At 70.2% G+C, this 23,396-nt stretch carries 18 protein-coding genes and 2 pseudogenes; 7 read left to right on the forward strand and 13 right to left on the reverse strand.

Annotation, left to right across the window (positions count from 1 at the left end; genetic code table 11):
* Positions 1 to 11: 11 nt before the first annotated feature.
* The 5 genes from DAI20_RS15195 to DAI20_RS15215 all read right to left on the reverse strand — a co-directional run bounded on the left by DAI20_RS15195 (position 12) and on the right by DAI20_RS15215 (position 4,994).
* On the reverse strand, positions 12 to 1,793 hold the full coding sequence (locus DAI20_RS15195; protein WP_108252320.1) for a peptidoglycan D,D-transpeptidase FtsI family protein: 1,782 nt from the start codon (positions 1,791 to 1,793) through the stop codon (positions 12 to 14).
* A gap of 94 nt (positions 1,794 to 1,887) precedes the next feature.
* Positions 1,888 to 2,532, reverse strand: a complete 645-nt coding sequence (gene ftsL / locus DAI20_RS18600; protein WP_159085081.1) for a cell division protein FtsL — start codon at positions 2,530 to 2,532, stop codon at positions 1,888 to 1,890.
* On the reverse strand, positions 2,529 to 3,485 hold the full coding sequence (rsmH, locus tag DAI20_RS15205; RefSeq protein ID WP_108252322.1) for a 16S rRNA (cytosine(1402)-N(4))-methyltransferase RsmH: 957 nt from the start codon (positions 3,483 to 3,485) through the stop codon (positions 2,529 to 2,531). Before rsmH ends, ftsL begins: the two co-directional genes overlap by 4 nt.
* 101 nt (positions 3,486 to 3,586) lie before the next feature.
* Positions 3,587 to 4,018 (reverse strand): division/cell wall cluster transcriptional repressor MraZ, encoded by a 432-nt coding sequence (gene mraZ / locus DAI20_RS15210; protein WP_108252324.1) that lies wholly within the window; start codon positions 4,016 to 4,018, stop codon positions 3,587 to 3,589.
* Between the two features lie 580 nt (positions 4,019 to 4,598).
* Complete coding sequence (locus tag DAI20_RS15215) at positions 4,599 to 4,994, reverse strand: SCO2097 family morphological protein (RefSeq protein WP_108252326.1); 396 nt, start codon at positions 4,992 to 4,994, stop codon at positions 4,599 to 4,601.
* Positions 4,995 to 5,078: 84 nt separating this feature from the next.
* On the opposite strand from DAI20_RS15215, the gene DAI20_RS15220 reads away from it, so the two are divergent.
* A complete protein-coding gene (locus DAI20_RS15220; protein WP_108252328.1) occupies positions 5,079 to 6,179 on the forward strand; it encodes a polyprenyl synthetase family protein in 1,101 nt (366 codons plus the stop codon).
* Positions 6,180 to 6,212: 33 nt separating this feature from the next.
* Here the strand turns inward: DAI20_RS15220 and DAI20_RS15225 are convergent, their stop codons facing one another.
* A complete protein-coding gene (locus tag DAI20_RS15225) occupies positions 6,213 to 6,557 on the reverse strand; it encodes an Rv2175c family DNA-binding protein (RefSeq protein WP_108252330.1) in 345 nt (114 codons plus the stop codon).
* 309 nt (positions 6,558 to 6,866) lie between these two features.
* Between DAI20_RS15225 and DAI20_RS15230 the strand changes: the two genes are divergently transcribed.
* The 3 genes from DAI20_RS15230 to DAI20_RS15240 all read left to right on the forward strand — a co-directional run bounded on the left by DAI20_RS15230 (position 6,867) and on the right by DAI20_RS15240 (position 10,704).
* Entirely contained in the window at positions 6,867 to 8,042 is a 1,176-nt protein-coding gene (locus tag DAI20_RS15230) for a LysM peptidoglycan-binding domain-containing protein (RefSeq protein WP_108252644.1), read from the forward strand.
* A gap of 84 nt (positions 8,043 to 8,126) precedes the next feature.
* A complete protein-coding gene (gene pknB / locus DAI20_RS15235) occupies positions 8,127 to 10,253 on the forward strand; it encodes a Stk1 family PASTA domain-containing Ser/Thr kinase (protein WP_108252332.1) in 2,127 nt (708 codons plus the stop codon).
* Positions 10,254 to 10,524: 271 nt separating this feature from the next.
* Positions 10,525 to 10,704 (forward strand): hypothetical protein, encoded by a 180-nt coding sequence (locus DAI20_RS15240; RefSeq protein WP_108252334.1) that lies wholly within the window; start codon positions 10,525 to 10,527, stop codon positions 10,702 to 10,704.
* Positions 10,705 to 11,004: 300 nt separating this feature from the next.
* Here the strand turns inward: DAI20_RS15240 and DAI20_RS15245 are convergent, their stop codons facing one another.
* The 3 genes from DAI20_RS15245 to DAI20_RS15255 form a co-directional block, all read right to left on the reverse strand.
* Complete coding sequence (locus DAI20_RS15245; protein ID WP_205781474.1) at positions 11,005 to 12,369, reverse strand: class II 3-deoxy-7-phosphoheptulonate synthase; 1,365 nt, start codon at positions 12,367 to 12,369, stop codon at positions 11,005 to 11,007.
* An 83-nt stretch (positions 12,370 to 12,452) separates the two neighbouring features.
* Positions 12,453 to 13,142 (reverse strand): lysophospholipid acyltransferase family protein, encoded by a 690-nt coding sequence (locus tag DAI20_RS15250; protein WP_108252338.1) that lies wholly within the window; start codon positions 13,140 to 13,142, stop codon positions 12,453 to 12,455.
* A 33-nt stretch (positions 13,143 to 13,175) separates the two neighbouring features.
* A complete protein-coding gene (locus tag DAI20_RS15255) occupies positions 13,176 to 14,141 on the reverse strand; it encodes an ROK family glucokinase (RefSeq protein WP_108252340.1) in 966 nt (321 codons plus the stop codon).
* Between the two features lie 143 nt (positions 14,142 to 14,284).
* On the opposite strand from DAI20_RS15255, the gene DAI20_RS15260 reads away from it, so the two are divergent.
* Both DAI20_RS15260 and DAI20_RS15265 read left to right on the forward strand, forming a co-directional pair.
* Positions 14,285 to 16,111, forward strand: a complete 1,827-nt coding sequence (locus DAI20_RS15260; RefSeq protein ID WP_108252342.1) for an AMP-dependent synthetase/ligase — start codon at positions 14,285 to 14,287, stop codon at positions 16,109 to 16,111.
* A 118-nt stretch (positions 16,112 to 16,229) separates the two neighbouring features.
* Positions 16,230 to 17,057, forward strand: a pseudogene (locus DAI20_RS15265) (alpha/beta fold hydrolase).
* A 114-nt stretch (positions 17,058 to 17,171) separates the two neighbouring features.
* Here DAI20_RS15265 and DAI20_RS15270 read toward each other — a convergent pair.
* The 3 genes from DAI20_RS15270 to DAI20_RS15280 all read right to left on the reverse strand — a co-directional run bounded on the left by DAI20_RS15270 (position 17,172) and on the right by DAI20_RS15280 (position 21,803).
* On the reverse strand, positions 17,172 to 17,759 hold the full coding sequence (locus DAI20_RS15270) for a GNAT family N-acetyltransferase (protein ID WP_108252344.1): 588 nt from the start codon (positions 17,757 to 17,759) through the stop codon (positions 17,172 to 17,174).
* A 3-nt stretch (positions 17,760 to 17,762) separates the two neighbouring features.
* A complete protein-coding gene (def, locus tag DAI20_RS15275) occupies positions 17,763 to 18,254 on the reverse strand; it encodes a peptide deformylase (protein ID WP_108252346.1) in 492 nt (163 codons plus the stop codon).
* A gap of 147 nt (positions 18,255 to 18,401) precedes the next feature.
* Positions 18,402 to 21,803 carry a pyruvate carboxylase gene (locus DAI20_RS15280; protein WP_108252349.1) on the reverse strand — a complete coding sequence of 1,134 codons (3,402 nt, stop codon included), beginning with the start codon at positions 21,801 to 21,803 and terminating at the stop codon, positions 18,402 to 18,404.
* A gap of 74 nt (positions 21,804 to 21,877) precedes the next feature.
* On the opposite strand from DAI20_RS15280, the pseudogene DAI20_RS15285 reads away from it, so the two are divergent.
* Positions 21,878 to 22,691, forward strand: a pseudogene (locus DAI20_RS15285) (ParA family protein).
* A 386-nt stretch (positions 22,692 to 23,077) separates the two neighbouring features.
* On the opposite strand, the gene csrA reads toward DAI20_RS15285, so the two are convergent.
* Positions 23,078 to 23,341 (reverse strand): carbon storage regulator CsrA, encoded by a 264-nt coding sequence (csrA, locus tag DAI20_RS15290; protein WP_108252351.1) that lies wholly within the window; start codon positions 23,339 to 23,341, stop codon positions 23,078 to 23,080.
* Positions 23,342 to 23,396: the final 55 nt, after the last annotated feature.

Genomic DNA, 23,396 nt, shown 5'->3' on the forward strand with positions numbered 1-23,396 from the left:
CTCGGTAGAAATCAATAGGTGGTAGGCAGGTTGGGAGACGGCACGCTCGACGGGGGCACTCGATAGGTCTTCAGGACCTGAGACATGATCTTCTGGAAGACCGGGGCCGCGGCGGCGGACGACTTCATCGTAGCCGGGTTGGCGAGGCTGATCGTCACGACGTACTGGGGGTCGTCGGCCGGCGCGACGCCCGCCATGGACACGAGGTAGTTCGATCCGTACGCCCCGCTGCCGTCCGAGACCTGCGCCGTGCCGGACTTCGCGGCGACCCGATAGCCCGGGATCTTCAGGGTGTCGCCGAAGTGGCCGTCGGTCACCACGGTCTCCATCATGTGCACCGTCTCGTCGGCGGCGTGCTTGGAGATGACCTGACGCGGCTCACCCGAGGGCTGGCTCACCCAGGTGCCGTCGGGGGCGCGGCAGCCCTCGACGAGGCGCACCGGCATCCGCACGCCGCCGTTCCCGAGGGTCTGGTAGATACTCGTGATCTGGGCCGCCGTCGTGGCGAGGCCCTGACCGAACGTCGTCGCGTACTTCGTCTGCACGTCCATGCTGGCCGGGTCGGGCAGGATGCCCGCCTCCTCGCCCGCGAAGTCCACCTCGGTGGGCTGGCCGACGCCGAAGGCGCGGATGTAGTCGAACCGCTTCTCGTCGTCGAGGCGCTCGCCCAGGATCGAGATGCCCGTGTTCGACGACTCGGCGAGCACGCCGGCGAGGGTGAGCGGCAGGTCCTCGTGCCCGAAGCTGTCGCGGAGGTTCGCGCCGTTCTTGATGAAGCGGTAGGGCGCGAGCACGCGGGTGCCGCCGTCGGCGAGGCCCGCGTCGACCAGGGCCGCGGCGGTCACCGACTTGAACGTCGAGCCGGGCTCGTAGGGCGAGTTGAACACGCGCGACCCCCGGTACTCGGGGTCGGTGAGGTTCACGTTGTTCGGATCGACAGAGGGGTAGTCGGCCACGGCGAGCAGCTTGCCCGTCTTGGCCTCCATGACGGTGGCGAGGCCCCAGGGCGCCCCCACGGCCTGTGCCTGCTCGGCGACGGCCTGCTGCACGAACCACTGCAGGTCGCGGTCGATCGTCAGCACGAGCTCGTTGCCGTCGGTCGCCTTCTTCGTCGTGACCGTGCTGCCGGGGATGCGCACGCCGTCCGCGCCCCGCTCGAAGGTCTCGAAGCCGTTGCTCGCCTTCAGGCAGTCGTTCTCCGTGAACTCGAGGCCGGCCTGCGCCTCCCCGCTCGCGCCGACGAAGCCGACGAGGTTGCCCGCGACCTGGCCGTTCGGGTAGGTGCGGCTCTGCACCGCCTGGAAGTAGATGCCGGGGATGTGCAGGTCGACCAGCGCCTGGTAGGCGTCCGTGTCGACGCCGCGCGCGATGTAGGCGAAGTTGGACTCGGGGTCCTCCTTGAGGGCCTTCGCGATGATCGAGCGGACCTGGGCCGCGGTCTGACCGGTCTGCTTGGCGATCTCCGCCGCGGCCTTCGGCCAGGTGACCTCGGTCTCGACCAGCGAGCCGTCCTCCTTCTCGGAGGTGCGGGTGAAGTCGCCGATGTCCTTTGGGGACGCGGTCACGTCGTAGCGGAGGACGCTGTTGGCCAGCGGGACGCCGTCGGAGTCCACGATGTTCCCCCGCACCCCGAACGTGGTGTTGGGGATGGACCGCTTGTCGACGGCCTCCGCGTTGATCTCCGCGGCCTGTACGACCTGGATGTCGATGAGCTTGGCCACGAACACCCCGAGCACGGCGACGATCACGAGCAGCGCGAACGCGATCCGCCGGCGGGAGGATTTCGCTGTCACTCTTCCTCCACCGTTCTCCTACTGATTCCGCGTGCCTGTTCCGTGCCGCGCGTGTCGCACGGCGAGCCGATCGCGCGTGGCGATCGATCCGGCCTCAGCGCGTGATGGGCGCCGGAATGCTCGACCCCGACGCTAGCGCGGTGGTCGACGGATTCGTGGAGGGCACGCTCAGCACACCGGAATCGGCGTTCCCGGACTGCACGGCGGCGATCTCGTCCGCATCGGCACCCGCTGCCGCCGCTGCGGCGACGTTGGCCTTGGCGATCTGGTCCGCCGCGGGCTTCACGTCGTCGAGGAGCACGTTGCCCACGAGGGGCGCGGCGGACTCGTCGGCGGAGGCGGCCACGGGGGCGCCGAGGACGGCGGCGTCGGACAGGCGCAGGTAGACGGGGGTCGCGTTGCTCACCATGCCCATCGCGCCGGCGTTCGCGGCGAGGTTCTGCGGCGAGGACAGCCGCTCGAGGTCCTCGGAGAGCACCTGCTGCGTGCGGCCGAGGTCGCGCTGCTTCTGCTGCAGCGACTGGATCGCGTACGCGCCGTCCGACAGGCCGATGCTGAGCAGCAGCTGCGACAGGAGCACCGCGAAGAGCCCGCCGATCACGAGCGTGGCGTACACGGTCCTCGGGCGGGCACGGCGCTGGTCGCGCGTCGAGACGATCTCGATGTGCGGCCGGGCCACGCCCGGGCGGGAGGCGGTCGAGCGTGTGCGCGGGGCGGCGTATGCGACGTTCGTGCTCATGCGGCGCGTCTCCTCAGTCGTTCTGCAGCGCGGAGCCGGACGGGCGTCGCGCGGGGGTTGATGGATTTCTCGTCGTCGCTCGCGAGTTCCGCGCCGCGGACGAGGAGGCGGATCTCGGGGGCGTGCTCCGGCAGCTCGATCGGCAGGCCGACGGGCGCGGAGGAGCGGGCGCGGGCGGCGAACTCGCGCTTGACGATGCGGTCCTCGAGGGACTGGTAGGCGAGCACGACGATGCGCCCGCCGACGGCGAGGCTGTCGAGGGCTGCCGGGATCGCCGCCTCCAGCACGCTGAGCTCGCCGTTGACCTCGATGCGCAGGGCCTGGAACACCCGCTTCGCGGGGTGGCCGGCGCGCTGCACCGCGGCGGGGGTCGCCGCCTGCAGGATCTCGACGAGCTGCGCGGAGGTCGTGATGGGCGCCGACTGGCGCGCCTCGACGATGCGCCTGGCGTAGCGGGCGGCCAGCTTCTCCTCGCCGTACTGCTCGAAGATGCGGCGGAGGTTGCCCTCCGCGTACGTTGCGATCACGACCTCGGCCGTGAGCTCGCTCGTCGAGTCCATGCGCATGTCGAGCGGCGCGTCCTTCGAGTACGAGAAGCCGCGCTCGACGCGGTCGAGCTGGAGCGAGGACACACCGAGGTCGAACAGGATCCCCGACGCCTCGGCGAGGCCGAGCGAGTCGAGGGCGTCCGGTAGCTCGTCGTACACGGCCTTCACGAGGTGGACCCGGTCGCCGAAGCGCTCGAGCCGCTCCCCCGCGATGGCCAGAGCCTCGGGGTCGCGGTCGAGGCCGACGAGCACGAGGTCGGGCAGCCGGGTGAGGAACGCCTCGGCGTGGCCGGCCATGCCGAGGGTGGCGTCGACGAGCACGGCGCCCGGCTTCTGCAGCGCGGGCGTCAGGAGCTCGAGGCAGCGCTCGAGGAGGACCGGGGTGTGGATGCGATCGAATTCCATAGGAGGAGGGACCCGAGGTCCTAGGGTCTGATCCCCATCCATTCCGACCTGGCACCGGGGAAGTGTGTCAGGGCGAACGGCTGGGAGTCAGGCCCGAGGAACTAGAACAGTCCGGGGATCACCTCCTCCGCGGTGTCGGCGAATGCGCTCTCGTTCGCGGCCAGGTACTCGTCCCACGCCTCGGCGTCCCAGATCTCCGCGCGACTGCCCGCGCCGATGACGGCGAGGTCACGGCCGAGGCCGGCGTACGTGCGGAGAGCGGCGGGGATGGTGACGCGGTGCTGCTTGTCCGGCGTCTCCGCGTGGGCGCCGGAGAGGAACACGCGCATGTAGTCACGGGCCTGCTTGCTCGTGACCGGTGCCTGACGCATGCGCTCGTGCAGCTCCTCGAACTCCCGCGTGCTGAATACGTAGATGCACCGATCCTGACCACGGGTCAGGACCACACCGCCCTCCAGCTCGTCGCGGAACTTCGCCGGAAGGATGATGCGCCCTTTCTCGTCGAGCTTGGGGGCGTACGTGCCAAGAAACATGGCTCCCCCTCACTCTCCGGTCCTGGGTGGGTGGTTCCTCCACTTTACTCCACTATGCACCACCGACCAAGGCGATCCGGCCGTTTCGCACCCTTTCGGGGGTGTGGATTTCCCGTGAACAGCGCCGGATTTCCGCGGGTGTCCCCGAAGTGGAGGACCGTGGAGGACCGCGCGGAGACGACCCCCGGGGCCGGCCCTCTCCGGATGCACCCCGCGCCGGTGCCGCTGTAGCCGGCACCGCCGGGCCCGCGGTCGCCGCCAGACCTGTCGTCGTGCGCTCGCGCACCTTCCTGCCCCCGCTGCCGCGTCATCCCGCCGACGCCGATTCCCCTCCCCCTACCGCACAGAGTCGGGTATCGCGGGGGCAGCGAGGGGCGGGACACGCGGCGCGCAGGGAAAGGGCCCCCGGATGGGCCATCGTGAAGCAGCTCACAGCAGGATCGGCACCGGAGAGATCAGCACCGGAGGGATCGGCACCGGAGGGATCGGCTCGGCGCCTGACCGCGCTGTCGGCGCACGAAAAAAGGGCCGACCCTGAGGGGTCAGCCCTTTTCGCGGTGCTGTGGTGGGAAGTGGAGGACTAGTCCTGTCCGCCCTGCCGCTTCTCCCAGCGGTCGTTGAGACGACCCATGAAGTCGGCGCCGCCGACGGGTCGCGCCTTCGACCGGGAACTCGAGCCGCTGGGGACGCTCGTCGTCGTCGACGCGCCCTTCCGGCCGAATCCCGGGGTCACGGCCAGGAGCACCCCGGCCAGCATGATCACGAAACCGAGTACCCCGACAATGGGTACCTTCACGATCACTCCGGTCGCGAGGGCGGCAATACCGATCACGAACACCAGCACGCCGACGACGAGCGATGTGTAATTCGGTTTGCCGCGTCGCGCGCTCACGGTTGCGACGAAGTCTGCATCATTGTGATAGAGACTGCGTTCCATCTCTTCGAGAAGGCGCTGTTCTTGCTCGGAAAGCGGCATCTTCTTCCCCTCAGGCTCGGGATCCGACGCTATGTTCGGTGGACTACCGATTCTAGTTCTTCCGCCTGTGGCTAGGCTAGGCGGGTGGATGAAAGCGGACGACTGATCGAGCTCGTCCAGACCCGACTCGGTGCTTTCCTCACAGAGCGCGACGCGACACTGCGCAGGATCAGCCCCGATCTCGCCCCTTTCCTTGAGTTCTCTGCCGACTTCCTGAGAGGCGGCAAACGCTTCCGGGCGCAGTTCTGCTACTGGGGCTGGCGGGCGGCGCGCGGCGCTTCCGACACCGGTGGGCAGGCGGATCTCGACGCCGTGGTCGGCGTCGCCAGCGGGCTCGAACTGTTCCACGCGGCGGCCCTCGTGCACGACGACATCATCGACCACTCCGACACGCGCCGGGGCGGACCGGCCGCTCACCGCCGCTTCGAGCACCTGCACCGCTCCGGCCGCTGGCGGGGAGACCCCGGCTCCTTCGGCGAGGCGTCCGCGGTGCTGTTCGGGGATCTCCTTCTCGGCTGGAGCGACGAGCTGATCCTCGACTCGCTGCTCTCCCTGCCCGCGCTGGGCGCGGCCCGCGCGGCGAAGCGCGAGTTCGACCACATGCGGACGGAGGTGACGGCGGGCCAATACCTCGACGTGCTCGAGGAGCTGGCGTGGCCGACGGTGCCCGAGACCGATGCCCTCGAGCGCGCTCACCGGGTCATCACCTACAAGTCCGCGAAGTACAGCATCGAGGCCCCACTCGCGATCGGCGCCTCGATGGCCGGCGCCTCCGCGGCGCAGGTGCAGGCGCTGCGCGACTTCGGCCTGCCTCTCGGCATCGCCTACCAGTTGCGGGACGACCTCCTCGGAGTCTTCGGCGACGCCGCGGTGACGGGGAAGCCGAGCGGCGACGACCTCCGGGAGGGCAAGCGCACGGTGCTCGTCGCCCTCACCCGGACGAACGTCGACGCGCACGAAAGAGACCGCATCGACGCCATGCTCGGCGACCCCGGGCTCACCGACGACCAGATCCGGTGCCTCCAGGACACGGTTCGCGGCAGCGGTGCGGTCGACGCCACCGAGCAGCTCATCGAGGAGAACGTCGCCGCCGCGCTCTCCGCGCTGACGACGGCCCCGCTCGAGGCGGCGGCCGCCCAGCGACTTGCCGAGCTCGCGGACACCGTCACCCGTCGCTCGGCCTGACCCGCCGTCCGCGATGGCGCGGGTGGGAACGGACTAGAAGGCGAGCGCCTGCGCGACGCGGCGCACCTCGGCCTTGCGGCCGGCGCGGAGGGCGTCGATGGGCGCGATGCCCAGCATGTCGTCCGGCTGGAGCATCCAGCGCATCGCCTCGTCGTCGGTGAAGCCGTTGTCCGCCAGCAGCACGAGAGTGCCGCGAAGCTCGCTGAGCGGAAGCCCGTCGCGGAGGAAGTCCGCGGGCACCTTGAGGACGCCGCCGATGCGGACGCCGAGCAGGTGCCTGTCCTCGAGGAGGCGACGGACACGGCCGACGCTGACGCCGAGGATGTCGACGAGATCGGGGACGGTAAGCCACTCACGCTCGGGATAGAGATCGGTCACCCCTCAAGAGTGCCACGCCTCCCCGCCGTCACCCAATACCGTCCGAAGCCCGCGGCGAACTCCGCACGCCTGGGGGCGAGCCCCCGAAATGGGCCCTCTATTCTCTTTCGTCACAACAGAAACAGCCGTCACTCTTTACAACAATCGTGTTAACGTGGACCAGCCGTATTCACTGGCCGGGGAGTAGACGAGGAAGCCATGACGGACAGCACTTCATCCAACGGGGACGACCAGCATCGCGGGGAGCAGGTCGGACGCAGGAATGCGGACGGCAAGGCGAAGAGCAGGCGCGCCAAGATCTTCGCGACCATGCCCGTGATCCTCGCCGGCTCGCTGGCCCTCAGCGTCGGCGCGACGGCGCCCGCCGAGGCCGACACGATGAAGAAGCCGAGCAAGCCCCGCGTCGGTCCCGTGAACGCCAAGCCGAAGGCCGCCCCGCGGCCGACCGTCGCCCCGTCGGCCGTGACCGCCGCCGCCGCGCCGCAGGAGTACCGCGTCGCCGCCGGCGACACCGTCAGCAGCATCGCCGGCCGCTTCGGCCTCTCCACCGCGTCCGTGCTCGCCCAGAACGGGCTCGGCTGGCGCTCCGTGATCTTCCCGGGCCAGGTGCTGACCCTCGGTCCCGGCGCCGCCACCCCCGCCGCCTCGGCCGCGCCCGCCAGCGCCGCACCCGCCTCGAGCGGCGGCAACCGGCACACCGTCGCGGCCGGCGAGACCGTGACCTCGATCGCCGCCAAGTACGGCGTCGGCGTCTCGTCGATGCTGGCCGCCAACAACCTCCGCTCCGCGAGCGTCATCTACCCGGGCCAGTCCCTGGTGGTCCCCGGGTTCGCCACGGCATCCTTCGTGCAGCCCATCTCCAGCGCCCCGAAGGCCGCGCCCGCCGCGGCCCCGGGCGGCGCGTACACGATTCAGAGCGGGGACACGCTGACCAGCGTCGCGACCCGCTTCGGCGTCACCGTGCAGGACATCCTGAACGCCAACGGCCTCAACTGGTCGAGCATCATCTACGCAGGCCGCACCCTGACCATCCCCGGCCCCACCGCCGTCGCCACGCCCACCACGAGCGGCGTCGTGCCGATGACGAACGAGATGCGCCGCAACGCGTCGACGATCGTCTCCATCGGACGCGAGCTCGGCGTGAGCGACTACGGCATCGTCATCGCGCTTGCAGCGGCGGCCCAGGAGTCCACGCTCCGCAACATCGACTTCGGCGACCGCGACTCGCTCGGGCTCTTCCAGCAGCGCCCGAGCATGGGCTGGGGCTCGCGCGAGCGCCTCCTCGACCCCGCCTGGGCGGTCCGCACCTTCTTCGGCGGTCCCCGCAACCCGAACGCGGGCCTGACCCGCGGACTCCTCGACATCCCCAACTGGAAGTCGATGACCGTCACCCAGGCGGCGCAGGCGGTGCAGATCTCGGCCTACCCCGACGCGTACGCGAAGTGGGAGACGTCGGCCTGGGCCTGGCTCGACCAGCTCACCTAGGAACGCGGCGGTGCGGTGTTTCGAACCGGTGCCGGCGCACCCCTTCCTTAGACTTGAGGCGTGACAGCCGCATCCTCTGACCCCATGATCGGCCGTCTCATGGACGGGCGGTACGAGGTGCGTTCGCGCATCGCCCGGGGCGGAATGGCCACCGTCTACGTCGCGACGGACCTGCGGCTGGACCGCCGCGTCGCCATCAAGGTCATGCACAGCCACCTGTCCGACGACACGGTCTTCACGGACCGGTTCATCCAGGAGGCCCGCTCGGCCGCGAGGCTCGCGCATCCCAACGTCGTCAACGTCTTCGACCAGGGTCAGGACGGCGAGAGCGCGTACCTCGTCATGGAGTACCTGCCGGGCATGACGCTGCGGGATCTCCTGCAGGAGTACAAGACCCTTACGCCCGAGCAGACCATGGACATCATGGAGGCCGTGCTGTCCGGCCTCGCCGCGGCGCACCGCGCGGGCATCGTGCACCGGGACCTCAAGCCGGAGAACGTGCTCCTGGCGGACGACGGCCGCATCAAGATCGGCGACTTCGGGCTCGCCCGCGCCGTGAGCGCCAACACCGCGACCGGCCAGGCGCTGCTCGGCACCATCGCCTACCTCTCCCCCGAGCTCGTGACCCGCGGCATCGCGGACACCCGCAGCGACATCTACGCCGTCGGCATCATGATGTACGAGATGCTGGCGGGCGCCCAGCCCTTCACGGGCGACCAGCCCATGCAGATCGCGTACCAGCACGCGAACGACACGGTGCCGCCGCCCAGTGAGGCGAACCCGGCCGTGCCGGTGGAGCTCGACGAGCTCGTGCTGTGGGCGACGGCCAAGGATCCCGAGCAGCGCCCGCGCGACGCCGCGGCCATGCTCGACCAGCTCTTCGAGGCGCAGAACCTCATGGAGCAGCGCGGTGTCGTGGGAACGGGCGCCCATCGCACCGTGGTGATGCCCGCCGCCGTCGGCGCCGAGCTTCCCGCCACGGCGGAGACCCAGGTCATCGGTGCCGGCCCAGGGTACGACCACGGCCGGGCGGTGCCCGTCGGTGCCGCCGGAGCCGTCGGGGCTGTCGGGGTCCTTGACGCTCCCGCCTCCGCGCAGACTCTCGCCCGGAAGGCGGACCGGCGACGGCGACGCGGCTTCGTCTGGCTCACGTTCGTGCTGCTGCTCGCGGCGTTCGCGGGCGGCACGGGCTGGTTCCTGAGCTCGACCATGCCCCTGCCGGACGTCGCGGGGAGCACCGTCGCCGAAGCGACCGAGACTCTCACCGCGGCCGAGTTCCAGGTGGACCGCACCGACGCCACAGATCCGGAGGTGGAGCCCGGCCGCGTCATCAGAACCGAACCCGCCGCCGGGGACACGGTGATCCGTGGCAGCAGCATCGAGATCGTCGTGTCGACCGGGCCGAAGCTGATCCCCATCGGCGACTACAAGGAGAAGCCCGAGGACGAGGTCCGCGCGGCATTCGCCGACTTCCGGGTGGCCGAGCAGAACGTCCAGCAGTTCAGCGACGTGGAGCGAGGGCGTGTCCTCCTCGCGCTCGACCCCGACGGCGAGGAGCTCGGCGCTACCTATCCCGAGCGGCGGCCGGTACAGCTCGTGGTCTCCGCCGGTCCGATCCCCGAGGTCGCCGGGCAGGACTACGACTCCGCGGTCGACGACCTCGAGGAGCTCGGTCTCACCGTGAAGCAGAGGATCGAGCAGTTCGGGGACCTCGACGAGGGCCTGGTGTTCGGCGTGCTCGACATGGCCGGCAAGGAGCTCACCACTGCCTTCCCGGCAGAGGGGGCTGTGCAGCTCGTCGTCTCGGTCGGGTCCATCCCCGACGTCGTGGGACAGGACTACGACGACGCCGCCGGGGACCTCAAGGAAGCCGGGCTTACCGCCGAGCGCGGCGATGACGCCTTCAGCGACACCGTCCCGGCCGGCTCCGTGACGAAGGTCGAGCCGACCACAGATCCGGTGCGCGTCGGTGACGCGGTGACCGTCACCGTCTCGAAGGGACCGGACCTCGTCGAGGTGCCGAGCGTTGTGGGGCTGACCCGCGACGAGGCCAAGACCGCGATCGCGAATGCGGGCTTCCGGTACACCTACTCCCCCTTCTGGGATGCGGTGCCCAATGAGATCACCGGGGTCGCCGCGACGACGCCCGAGGCGGGCACGATGCAGCGGCGCGGCTCGACGATCTCCCTCGGCATCACCGCCTCGGGCTGAACGCGCGGGCGGACCCGCGAGTTCGGAATGCGTCGCTTCGACAAGCTCAGCGACCGTACGGGTGAGCCTGCTCGCACGTCACGGTCCCTGAGCCTGTCGAAGGGACATGGGCCCGCCCGGTGAGGCCGGGAAACGTCGCTTCGACGAGCTCAGCGACCGTAGGGCGGCGCCCGCTCGCACGTCACGGTCCCTGAGCCTGTTGGAGGGACGCGGCCCGGAACGTGAAGGGACTCGCTCAGCGAGGGTGTTTCGATTCCAGTAGAAATACCGCATGAAGCTCAACACGCCGTTCGGACGAGTCATGTACGCCCTGAGCCTCGTGATGACCGTCGTCATCATCGCGGTTCTCTGGATCGTCATCAAGCCGGACACGACCTTCGGGCTTCTCTTCACCGCCTTCGCGGTCGGCATCGCCGTCTGGAACGGTCGGCTCGCTTTCCGCCGTGGGTGACCGTCCCGCAGGGACCGGCCGACCCGCTGAGGTCCGGAACGTCGCTTCGACGAGCTCAGCGACCGTACGGGTGGACCTGCTCGCACGTCACGTCCCTGAGCCTGTCGAAGGGACGCCGGCCAACGCGGCGAGGCCACGGGCGTCGCTTCGACGAGCTCAGCGACCGTACGGATGCGCCGGTCTCGCGCGTCACGGTCCCTGCGCCTGTCGAAGGGACGTGAGCAGACCGCCCGACGTCGCGGATGGCAGAGCGAAGGCCGGCCCGTCCAGCGGTGCTGGGTGGGCCGGCCTTCGGGGGTGCTAGCGGGCGCCGAGCTCCTCGGCCACGAGGAACGCGAGCTCCAGGGACTGCGTGTGGTTCAGGCGCGGGTCGCAGAGGGACTCGTAGCGCGTCGCGAGCGCGGCCTCGTCGATGTGCTCCGAGCCGCCGAGGCACTCGGTCACGTCGTCGCCGGTCAGCTCGATGTGGATGCCGCCCGGGAAGGTGCCGACGGCGCGGTGCGCCTCGAAGAAGCCCTTGACCTCGTCGACGACGTCATCGAACCGGCGGGTCTTGTAGCCCGTGGGCGTCGTGAGGCCGTTGCCGTGCATCGGGTCGGTGACCCACAGCGGGAGGGCGTCGCTCGCCTTGACCGCCTCGAGCAGCGGGGGCAGCGCGTCGCGCACCTTCCCCGCGCCCATGCGCGTGATGAATGTGAGGCGGCCCGGCTCGCGGTCCGGGTCGAGCTTGTCGATGAGGGCGAGCATGTCGTCCGGCGTCGTGCTGGGGCCGAGCTTCACGCCGATCGGGTTTCGCACGCGGGAGAGGAAGTCGACGTGCGCGCCGTCGAGGTCGCGCGTCCGCTCGCCGATCCAGATGAAGTGCGCCGAGGTGTTGTACGGCGTGCCGGTGCGGGAGTCGATGCGCGTCATGGGGCGCTCGTAGTCCATGAGCAGGCCCTCGTGCGCGACGTAGAACTCGACGCGCTTCAGCTCGTCGAAGTCGGCGCCCGCCGCCTCCATGAACTTGATGGCGCGGTCGATCTCGCGGGCGAGCTGCTCGTAGCGCTGGTTCGCCGGGTTCGCGGTGAAGCCCTTGTTCCAGTCGTGCACCTGGCGCAGGTCGGCGAAGCCGCCCTGCGTGAACGCGCGGATGAGGTTCAGCGTCGATGCGGCCGTGTGGTACCCCTTCACCAGGCGGGAGGGGTCCGCGGTGCGGGACTGGGGCGTGAAGTCGTAGCCGTTCACGATGTCGCCGCGGTAGGCGGGCAGCGTGAGCTCGCCGCGGGTCTCGGTCTCGCTCGACCGCGGCTTGGCGAACTGACCGGCCATGCGGCCCATCTTGATGACGGGCATGGACGCGCCGTAGGTGAGGACGACGGCCATCTGCAGGATGGTCTTCACCCGGTTGCGGATGGCGTCGGCCGTCGCCCCGGCGAAGGTCTCGGCGCAGTCACCGCCCTGCAGGAGGAAGGCGTTGCCCGCGGCCGCGCGCGCGAGGCGCTGGCGCAGCATGTCGACCTCACCGGCGAACACGAGGGGCGGCAGGGTCGCGATCTCGGCCGACGCGGCGCTGACGGCCTCGGGGTCGGGCCACACCGGCTGCTGCTTGACCTCGAGCGTGCGCCAGTTGTCCAGGCCCGTGAGGACCGAGGGCTCGGCGAGAACGACGGGTTCGGAGGTGATTGTCACGCTGGTGTCCTGCGTTTCTGAGTTCGTGCGACGGATGCGAAGGGCCGTTCGGCCCCGGTTCGAGACTGAGGGCTGGATCAGCGCGTCACGCTGGCGCGCTTCTCCTTGACCGAAGTCGCATACACGTCCACGTATTCCTGGCCGCTGAGCTTCTGGAGCTCGTACATGATCTCATCCGTGATGGACCGCAGGATGAAGCGGTCACCCTCGAGGCCCTCGAACCTACTGAAATCTAACGGCTCGCCGATGATGACACCAATCCGGCGCACCTTGGGGATGCGCGTGCCGATCGGCATGACCTTCTCCGTGTCGATCATCGCAACGGGCACGACGGGCACGTGGCCCTCGAGGATCATGCGGGCGACGCCGGTGCGCCCGCGGTACATCTTGCCGTCGGGGCTGCGCGTGCCCTCGGGATAGATGCCGAGCACGTTGCCCGTGGCGAGCCGCTTGAGGCCGGTGTTCAGCGACGCCTCGGAGGCCTTGCCGCCGGACCGGTCGATCGGCAGCATGCCCGTCGCCTTGAAGAACATCTTGGTCGCCCAGCCCTTGAGCCCCTTGCCGGTGAAGTACTCGCTCTTGGCGAGGAACGCGACGTTGCGGTCGATCACGAGCGGCAGGAACACCGAGTCGATGAAGGAGAGGTGATTGCTCGCGAGGATGACGGCGCCGGTCTTGGGGATGTTGTGCGACCCCGTCACCCATGGCCGGAAGGTGCTCTTCAGCAGCGGCCCGGCGATGAGGTTCTTCATGAACCAGTAGAACATGGCGTACGGGCCTTCCTCGGGGTTCGGACCAGCTTACCGGCGGTCGTCCGTCAGCACGTCGGCGCGGAGGCGCGCGAGGTCGGCCGCGCCGACCACGCCCGCGTCGTTCACGAGCTCCGCGATGCGGAACTCGGGCTCCGGGTGGAAGCCCCGCGCCGGCAGGTGGGCGAGGTACGCCTCGCGGATCGGATCGAGCAGCAGGTCCCCGGCCTGCGCCACTCCCCCGCCGAAGACGAACATCTGCGGGTCGAGCACGGCGCCGAGGCTCGCGCTCGCGGCGCCCAGCCAGGTGCCGAGGGTGCGCAGCGCCCCCAGGGCGCCGGGGTCCCCGGCGCTGATGAGCTCGCTGACGTCGACGCCGGTGAGCGTGCCGTTACGATCCCGCACCTCGGCGAGGGCGCCGCCGTGCGGGCCCCCGGCGTCCGCGAGCTCGTTGGCCATGCGCAGCAGGGCGCGGCCGGATCCGTACTGCTCGATGCAGCCGCGCGCGCCGCAGCCGCAGGGCAGGCCGTCGGGCACGACGCGCATGTGGCCGAGCTCCGCGCCCGCGCCGAATCCGCCGCGGAACAGGCGGTCGTTCGCCACGATCGCGCCGCCGACGCCCGTGCCGATGGTGAGCATGACCATGTCACTGACAAGGCGCCCCGCCCCGTAGCGGAACTCGGCCCAGCCTGCGGCGTTCGCATCGTTCTCGACGATGATCGGCAGCGGGATGCGGGCCTCGAGCTTCTCCCGGAAGGGCTCGTTCCGCCAGTTGATGTTGGGCGCGTAGTAGACGGTGGACTGGGCGGCGTCGATGAAGCCGGCCGCGGCGACGCCGACGCCGTTCACCTCCCGGCCCGCCGTGAGGCCCTCGACCATCGCGACGACGGCGTCGACGATGTCGTCCGGCCGACCGGCCGGGGTGGGCCGGCGGTCCTCCGCGATGATCGTGCCGAGCTCGTCGACGACCGCGCCCGCGATCTTCGTGCCGCCGATATCGATACCTACTGACTGCACTGCGGGCACTTCTTTCGTCCTGGGGAATAGGGGGCGTCGCCACCATGGATTGGGGCTTCCACCGGCACTGCGCCCCCTCGGGAGGCGCCGCCCCTACAGGCTAGAGTATGGATCAGACCCCCATCGGTACCGAAGGAGTTGCCGTGAAGCAGTACGATGCCGCGCCCGTTGTCGCTCCGGATCCGGACGCGAACGCGACGGACCTCCTGATCGATCGAGTGGCCACGACGCCCGACCTCGCCCTGTTCTCCCTGCCCACCGCCGGCGGCGGCTGGCAGGAGGTGACGGCGGCCGACTTCCTCACCCGCGTGCGCGCGCTCGCCAAGGGCCTCATCGCCTCCGGCATCGAGCCGGGCGACAAGATCGGGCTCATGTGCAAGACCCGCTTCGAGTGGACCCTCATTGACTTCGCCACCTGGTTCGCGGGGGCCGTGCTCGTGCCGATCTACGAGACGTCGTCGCCGACCCAGGTGCAGTGGAACCTCACCGACTCCGGCGCCGTGGCGATCATCGTCGAGACCCCGGACCACTTCCTGCGCTTCGACGAGGTGCGGGCCGACCTGCCGCTCGTGAACCAGGTCTGGCAGATCGACCTCGGCGACCTCGACAAGCTCGCCGCGGCGGGCGTCGACGTGCCGGACGAGGAGGTCGAGCGCCGGCGGGCGATCGCGAAGGGTTCTGACCTCGCGACCCTCATCTACACCTCGGGCACGACCGGTCGGCCGAAGGGCTGCATCCTCACCCACTCGAACTTTGTCGAGCTGAGCAGGAACGCCGCCGTCGCCATCAACGAGGTCGTGCGCCCCGGCGGGTCGACGCTGCTGTTCATCCCGATGGCGCACATCTTCGCCCGCTTCATCGCCGTGCTCTGCGTGCACGGCGGCGTGCGCGTGGGTCACCAGCCGGACACGAAGCAGCTGCTGCCGTCGCTCGGGTCGTTCAAGCCCAGCTTCCTGCTCGCCGTGCCCCGCGTCTTCGAGAAGGTCTACAACTCGGCCGAGCAGAAGGCGGAGGCCGCGGGCAGGGGCAAGATCTTCCGCCGGGCGGCCGACGTCGCGATCGCGCACTCCAAGGCGGTCGACGCCGGTTCCGTGCCGCTGGCGCTGAAGCTGCAGTTCGCGCTGTTCGACCGGCTCGTCTACAGCAAGCTCCGCGCCGCGATGGGCGGCAACGTCTCCTTCGCGGTATCCGGATCCGCTCCCCTCGGCCTCCGCCTGGGCCACTTCTTCCGCAGCCTCGGCATCACCATCCTCGAGGGCTACGGGCTCACGGAGACGACGGCGCCCGTGTCGGTCGGCCGCCCGTCGAAGTTCAAGATCGGCACAACCGGCCCGGCGCTCCCCGGCGTCTCGGTGCGAATCGCTGAGGACGGCGAGATCCAGGTGCGGGGCAACAACGTGTTCGCCGGCTACTGGAACAACGAGTCCGCGACCGCCGAGGTCATGGACGGCGAGTGGTTCCTCACCGGCGACATCGGAACCATGGACGAGGACGGCTACCTCGCCATCACCGGGCGGAAGAAGGAGATCATCGTCACGGCGGGCGGCAAGAACGTCGCCCCCGCGCCGCTCGAGGACCCCATCAGGGCGAACCCGATCGTCGGCCAGGTGGTCGTCGTCGGCGACCGTCGCCCGTACATCGCGGCCCTCGTCACGCTCGATCCCGAGATGCTGCCGGTCTGGCTGAAGAACAACGGGCTCGACGAGCACATGACGCTCGCCGCCGCCGCGGAGAACGAGGTGGTGCGCGGCGAGGTGCAGCGGTCGATCGACGCGGCGAACGCGCTCGTGTCGCGCGCGGAGTCGATCCGCCGCTTCACGATCCTGCCGACGGAGCTCACCGAGGCGAGCGGGCACCTGACGCCCAAGCTCACCATCAAGCGCAACGTCATCCTGAAGGACTTCTCGCCCGTCATCGACGCCCTGTACGACTCGGCGCCCGCGACGTCCGGCTCCTCGATGGTTGTCTAACCCCGAGGTTCTCTAGCCCCGTTCGCCCACGGTTCGCCGAAAAAGGCGTGCGCTCGTTCCTTCTCCAGGTGGAGAATCAGGCGATCGCACCACCCACGACGACGAACAGTGAGGGACTATGGGCACCATTACGACGCAGGACGGCACGGAGATCTTCTTCAAGGACTGGGGCTCGGGACAGCCGATCGTCTTCAGCCATGGGTGGCCGCTCTCGGCGGACGACTGGGACGCGCAGATGCTGTTCTTCCTGAGCAAGGGATACCGCGTCATCGCGCACGACCGACGCGGGCACGGGCGCTCCAGCCAGACGAGCGACGGGCACGACATGGACCACTACGCCGCGGACCTCGCGGCGCTGACCGAGCACCTCGATCTCCACGACGCGATCCACGTCGGGCACTCGACGGGCGGCGGCGAGGTCGTGCACTACCTCGCGCAGCACGGTGAGGAGCGCGTCGCGAGGGCGGTGCTCATCAGCGCGGTGCCGCCGATCATGGTGCAGACCGAGAGCAATCCCGGTGGCCTGCCCAAGAGCGTGTTCGACGACATCCAGGCGCAGCTCGCCGCGAACCGGTCCGAGTTCTACCGCGCGCTGCCGTCCGGCCCGTTCTACGGTTTCAACCGGCCGGGCGTCGAGTCGTCCGAGGCGATCATCGAGAACTGGTGGCGTCAGGGGATGATGGGCGGCGCCTAGGCCCACTACGACGGCGTGGTGGCGTTCTCGCAGACCGACTTCACGGAGGACCTCAAGAAGATCACGGTCCCCACGCTGGTGATGCACGGCGACGACGACCAGGTCGTGCCCTACGCCGACTCCGGCCCGCTCTCTGCGGAGCTCCTGCAGAACGGGACCTTGAAGACGTATCCGGGCTTCCCGCACGGCATGCCGACGACGCAGGCGGAGACCATCAACGCCGACCTGCTGGAGTGGCTGCAGAGCTCCTAGCGGAAGCGGTGGGACGCGCCCGGGTCGGAGGATCCGGGCGCGTCCCTCGACGGGCTTAGGCACCACCGGGGTCGAGGGTGCATGGACTGCGTCCCTTCGGCAGACCGGGGTGGGTCACGGGTCGAAGGAGTCCGAGGGCCAGCCCCCGTCGCGCGGTCCCCGGGGGTCGGTCGCGAGGAGGCCGGCGACCCAGAGGTCGACGCGCGTGCCACGGTGCACGCCGCCCAGCCGTGACAGCCCCTCGTAGGAGAAGCCCGCACGCCGGGCGACCCTGGCCGACGGCACGTTGCCGGGGACGGCCCGCCACTGCACGCGCTGCAGCTGCAGCCCGTCTGCGGAGAAACCGAAGTCGAGCACCGCGGCGACCGCCTCATCGATGTAGCCCCGCCCGCGGGCGGCGGCCGCGAGCCAGAAGCCGAGCTCGGCCGAGCCGTCCGCGATGCTCTCGAGCCCGATCATGCCGAGCAGCGCATCCGGCTCCGACGCGGCCCGGATGGCCCACACGCAGCCGCTGCCCCGATCCCAGACCGTCGGCACGTGGTCGCGGACGAATCCCTCCGCGTCCGATCGCCGGTACGGGGACGGGACGGTGGTGTAACGGGCGATCGCCGGGTCCGTGCAGGCCTCGGCGATGGCGTCGATGAGCGCCTCGCCCGGTGCGCGGAGCAGCAGTCGCGGCGTCACCAGGTCGACCGGGGTCACGGATCAGAACCAGGTGCTCTCGCGGACCTGCTTCATCGCCTCGCGGCGGCGCTCCCGGTCGAGGCGGTCCAGGTAGAGCATCCCGTTCAGGTGGTCGGTCTCGTGCTGGAAGGCCTGGGCGAGCACGCCGGTGCCGGTGAGCTCGACCGTGTTGCCGTCGAGGTCGATGCCCCGGATGGTCGCCTCGGGATGGCGCAGGGTCGGGAACCACAGCCCGGGAACGGACAGGCAGCCCTCGTCCACGAGCTCGGGCTCCCCGCGCAGCTCGACGAGCTCCGGGTTGAGCAGGTAGCCGAAGGCGTCCCCGACGTTGTAGCTGAAGGCGCGGAGGTTCACGCCGATCTGCGCCGCCGCGACCCCGGCGCGGCCCTCAGGCCGCACGCTGTCGAGAAGGTCCTCGACGAGGCCGCGGATGCCGTCGTCGATCTTCTCGATCGGGGCGGACACGGTCTTCAGCACGGGGTCCCCGAAAAGTCGGATCTGCCGTTCGGTCACTTCGGTGGCTCCTTCGTGCGGTGCTCGGTACGTGGTGCATGGAAGCGCTGGCGCGCGGGTCGATCTCGCGGACTCGCTCGGGCGAGCAGCGGCCCATGCCGGTCCCGTCCGCCCTTTCGGCGAATGGGACGCGGTCGCGCCGCGGGTCTACTCGATGACGACGAGCAGGTCGCCCGCGTCCACCTGCTGGGTCGTGGGCACGGCGAGGCGGGCGACGCGTCCGGCGACCGCGGTCGTGATCGCGGCCTCCATCTTCATCGCCTCGATCGACGCGACGGGCTGACCCGCGGTCACGGTGTCCCCGACCTCGACCTTCAGGGTGACGACTCCCGAGAACGGGGCGGCGATCTGGCGCTGGTTGCCGAGGTCAGCCTTCTCGGCGCTCTTCGACTCGACCGTGATGCCGCGGTCGCGCACGAAGACGGGCCGGATCTGGCCGTTCACGTTCGTCATGACGGTGCGCATGCCGCGCTCGTCCGCCTCACCCACGGCCTCGAGCGCGATGAACATCTCGACGCCCTTGGCCATGCGCACGACGTGCTCCTGGCCGGCTTGCAGCCCGTAGAGGTAATCCACCGTGTCCACGACCGAGAGGTCGCCGAACAGCTCGCGGACCTCCTGGAACTGCTTCGTGGGCTGGGGGAAGAGCAGGCGGTTGAGGGTGCCGCGGCGCACGTCGGCGCTCGGACCATCGAGGGCCTCGCGGTCCTCCTCCGTGATGTCCTGCACCGCGATGCGCACGTTGCGGCCCTCGAGCACGCGCGTGCGGAACGGCTCCGGCCAGCCGCCGGGGAGGTCGCCCAGCTCGCCGGCCATGAAGCCGACCACGGAGTCCGGGATGTCGTAGTTCTGCGGGTTCTCCGCGAAGTCCTTCGGGTCGGCGCGGGCCGCCGCGAGCTGCAGGGCGAGGTCGCCGACGACCTTCGACGACGGCGTGACCTTGGGGATGCGGCCGAGGATCTCGTTCGCCGCGGCGTACATGTCCTCGATCAGCTCGAAGTCGTCGGCGAGGCCGAGCGCGATCGCCTGCTGGCGGAGGTTGGAGAGCTGGCCGCCCGGGATCTCGTGCTTGTACACGCGACCGGTGGGGCCGGGCAGGCCGGACTCGAACGGCTTGTACACGTGCCGCACGGACTCCCAGTACGGCTCGAGGTCGCTCACCGCCTGCAAGGAGATGCCGGTGTCGCGCTCGGTGTGGGCCAGCGCGGCGACGAGGGCGGAGAAGGAGGGCTGGCTGGTGGTGCCGGCCATGGGCGCGCTCGCGACGTCCACCGCATCCGCTCCGGCGCGGCTCGCCGCGAGCAGCGTGGCGAGCTGGCCGCCCGCGGTGTCGTGGGTGTGCACGTGCACGGGCACGTCGAAGCGCTCGCGGAACGCCGAGACCAGCTTCTCCGCGGCGCCGGGCCGCAGCAGGCCGGCCATGTCCTTGATGGCGAGCACATGAGCACCCGCCTCGACGATGGTGTCCGCCAGCCGCAGGTAGTAGTCCAGCGTGTACAGGTCCTCGGCCGGGTTGAGCAGGTCGCCGGTGTAGCAGACGGCGACCTCGGCCACGGCGGTTCCCGTGGCGAGCACGGAGTCGATGGCCGGCCGCATCTGAGAGACGTCGTTCAGAGCGTCGAAGATGCGGAAGATGTCCACCCCGGTCGAGGCGGCCTCGCGCACGAACGCGTCCGTGACCTCTGTTGGGTACGGCGTGTAGCCGACCGTGTTGCGGCCGCGCAGCAGCATCTGGATCGCGATGTTCGGCAGGGCCTCGCGCAGCGACGCGAGGCGCTCCCAGGGGTCCTCGCCGAGGAAGCGCAGGGCGACGTCGTAGGTGGCGCCGCCCCAGGCCTCGACGGACAGGAGCTCGGGCGTGCTGCGCGCGACGTAGGGCGCGACGGCGAGCAGGTCCTTGGTGCGGACACGGGTCGCGAGCAGCGACTGGTGCGCGTCGCGGAATGTCGTCTCCGTGACGGCGAGGGCCGTCTGCTCGCGAAGGGCCTTCGCGAAGCCGGCCGGGCCGAGCTCGAGCAGCCGCTGGCGGGATCCGGCCGGTGCGGGCTGAGCGAGGTCGAGCGCGGGGAGCTTGTCCTTCGGCACGGACGACGTGGGGCGGGCGCCGTTCGGCTGGTTCACCGTGACGTCGGCGAGCCAGTTCACGATCTTCGTGCCGCGGTCCTTCGAGATGTTGCTGCGGACCAGGTTCGGCCGCTCCTCGATGAAGGACGTGCTGAGGTCTCCCTTGGCGAACGAGGGGTCGTCGAGCACGGCCTGCAGGAACGGGATGTTCGTGGAGACGCCGCGGATGCGGAACTCGGCCAGGGCGCGCTTGGCGCGGGTGACCGCGGCCGGGAAGTCGCGCCCGCGGCAGGTGAGCTTCGCGAGCATCGAGTCGAAGTGGGGGCTGATCTGCGCGCCCGTCGCGACGGTTCCGCCGTCGATGCGGATGCCGGCGCCGCCGGGCGAGCGGTAGGTCGTGATCTTGCCGGTGTCCGGGCGGAAGTTGGCCGCCGGGTCCTCGGTCGTGATGCGGGTCTGCAGGGCGGCGCCGCGCAGGTGCAGGTCGGCCTGCTGCAGGCCGAGACGCTCGAGCGTCTCCCCCGACGCGATCCGCATCTGGGACTGCACGAGGTCGACGTCGGTGACCTCCTCGGTCACGGTGTGCTCGACCTGGATGCGCGGGTTCATCTCGATGAACACGTGCTGCCCGGCGCGCTCGCCCGCCGTGTCGAGCAGGAACTCGACGGTGCCGGCATTCACGTAGCCGATGCTCTTGGCGAAGGCGACCGCATCCCGGTACATCGCCTGGCGGACGCTCTCGTCGAGGTTCGGGGCCGGGGCGATCTCCACGACCTTCTGGTGGCGGCGCTGCACCGAGCAGTCGCGCTCGAACAGGTGCACGGTCTCGCCGGTCGCGTCCGCGAGGATCTGCACCTCGATGTGGCGGGGCCGCAGCACGGCCTGCTCGAGGAACATGGTGGGGTCGCCGAAGGCGCTGTCCGCCTCGCGCATCGCCGCGACGAGGGCGTCGCGCAGGTCCTCGGGCTTCTCGACCCGGCGCATGCCGCGCCCGCCGCCGCCGGCGACCGCCTTGGCGAAGATGGGGAAGCCGATCTCCTCGGCCTCGGCCAGCAGCTTCTCGACGTCGCGGGAGGGCTCCGTGGACTTGAGCACCGGGACGCCCGCCGCGATGGCGCGCTCCTTCGCGGTGACCTTGTTGCCCGCCATGCGCAGCACGTCGGCGCCGGGGCCGATGAAGGTGATACCTGCCCGGGCTGCGGCCTCGGCGAGCTCAGGGTTCTCCGAGAGGAAGCCGTAGCCGGGGTAGATCGCGTCCGCGCCGCTCTCGAGGGCGACGCGAATGATCTCGTTCACGTCGAGGTACGCCCGGACCGGGTGCCCCTCCTCGCCGATCTGGTAGGCCTCGTCCGCCTTCAGGCGGTGCAGGGAGTTGCGGTCCTCGTAGGGGAAGACGGCGACCGTCCTCGCCCCCAGTTCTACTGCGGCGCGGAAGGCCCGGATGGCGATTTCGCCGCGGTTGGCGACCAGGATTTTCGAGAACATTCATGCCTTTCGACCGGAACCGCCGTCAACAGGGCGTTTAGGTGTGCCTAGATTACTGAAGGTAACGTATGGCTGTGCATGTACTCAGCGTCAGCTCGCTCAAGGGCGGCGTCGGCAAGACAACGGTGACCCTGGGGCTCGCGTCCGCGGCGTTCGCGAAGGGACTGCGCACGCTGGTCGTCGACCTCGACCCCCAGTCCGACCTCTCGACCGGCATGGACATCGACGTGACCGGCCGGCTCACCGTCGCCGACGTGCTCAACTCGCCCAAGGCGAAGATCGTGCGCCAGGCCATCGCGCAGAGCGGCTGGACCCGGGACAGCCCCGGCACCGTCGACGTGCTCATCGGCAGCGCGTCCGCGATCAACTTCGACGGCCCGCGCCCCAGCGCGCGGGACCTCTGGAAGCTCGAGACCGCCCTCGCCCACGTCGAGGGCGACTACGACCTCGTGCTCATCGACTGCGCTCCGTCGCTCAACGCGCTCACCCGCACGGCGTGGGCCGCGAGCGACCGCGTCGCCGTGGTCACCGAGCCCGGCCTGTTCTCCGTCGCCGCGGCCGACCGCGCGCTCCGTGCGATCGAGGAGATCCGCACCCGGCTCTCTCCGCGCCTGCAGCCGTTCGGGATCGTCGTGAACCGGGTGCGGGAGCAGTCGATCGAGCACCAGTTCCGGATCAAGGAGTTGCGCGACATGTTCGGCTCGCTCGTGCTCGCCCCCCCAGCTGCCGGAGCGCACGTCGCTGCAGCAGGCGCAGGGCGCCGCGAAGCCGCTGCACGCCTGGCCCGGCGAGAGCGCCGAGGAGATGGCGGGTCACTTCGACGCGCTGCTGGAGCGCATCACGCGCGCCGCGAAGATCGGGGACTACGCCGCCGCTCCCCGCGTGTAGCGGAGGTGCCCGGGCCGCGGTGCCGGGGGTGCCGGTTCTGGGGTGCGTGCCGCGTGCCGGGGCTGTGTTCCGGGGCCGGTTTTTGCATGCGTGCGCGATTCAGGAGATCCGTTCGGCGCCCCGTGCGCAATTCAGGAGAATCGGCGGGCTCCTCGGCGTGTCGGGCATCCCGAACGGCGTGTCGTGGCGGATCTCCTGAATTGCGAACGGGACAGCGCGACGGATCTCCTGAATCGCGAACGGGACCGCGTGGATCTCCTGAATCAGGAACGGGGCGCGTGGACCTCTTGAATGAGGAACGGGACCGGCGACCGATCTCCTCGTCCAGGAACAGAGCGCGCGAACTTCCTGAATGACGAACGGTGCCCGGTGGAGCCGGGGGGCGCTCAGGAGGCGTCGGTGGCGGGCCGGGGCGCCTGCGGGCGGCCCAGGAGGGCGGCGCGGATGCGGTCCTCGGCGTCGGCGGAAGCGGACGCCGCCTCGACGTTCGCCTCAGTCACGGCCTTGACCACCTCTTCCCGCTGGATGGTGACCCCGCGCGGCGCGTCGATGCCGATCCGGATTCCGTCTCCGCGCGCGTCGAGCACGGTGATGACGATGTCGTCACCGATGAGCACCCGCTCCCCCGCCTTGCGTGTCAGCACCAGCACCGGGTCAGCCTATCGCAGCCGGACCGGGCGCGGGTCTGCACCCCGTCGCGGAACA

The sequence above is a fragment of the Planctomonas deserti genome (assembly GCF_003067705.1).
GTDB classification, from domain to species: Bacteria; Actinomycetota; Actinomycetes; order Actinomycetales; family Microbacteriaceae; genus Planctomonas; species Planctomonas deserti.

Bases quoted from the DNA above. Each gene is read 5' to 3' on its own strand.
- ftsL (WP_159085081.1), bottom strand. From the start codon at position 2,532: ATGAGCACGAACGTCGCATACGCCGCCCCGCGCACACGCTCGACCGCC.
- rsmH (WP_108252322.1), bottom strand. From the start codon at position 3,485: ATGGAATTCGATCGCATCCACACCCCGGTCCTCCTCGAGCGCTGCCTC.
- mraZ (WP_108252324.1), bottom strand. From the start codon at position 4,018: ATGTTTCTTGGCACGTACGCCCCCAAGCTCGACGAGAAAGGGCGCATC.
- DAI20_RS15215 (WP_108252326.1), bottom strand. From the start codon at position 4,994: ATGCCGCTTTCCGAGCAAGAACAGCGCCTTCTCGAAGAGATGGAACGC.
- DAI20_RS15230 (WP_108252644.1), top strand. From the start codon at position 6,867: ATGCCCGTGATCCTCGCCGGCTCGCTGGCCCTCAGCGTCGGCGCGACG.
- pknB (WP_108252332.1), top strand. From the start codon at position 8,127: ATGATCGGCCGTCTCATGGACGGGCGGTACGAGGTGCGTTCGCGCATC.
- DAI20_RS15240 (WP_108252334.1), top strand. From the start codon at position 10,525: ATGAAGCTCAACACGCCGTTCGGACGAGTCATGTACGCCCTGAGCCTC.
- DAI20_RS15250 (WP_108252338.1), bottom strand. From the start codon at position 13,142: ATGTTCTACTGGTTCATGAAGAACCTCATCGCCGGGCCGCTGCTGAAG.
- DAI20_RS15280 (WP_108252349.1), bottom strand. From the start codon at position 21,803: ATGTTCTCGAAAATCCTGGTCGCCAACCGCGGCGAAATCGCCATCCGG.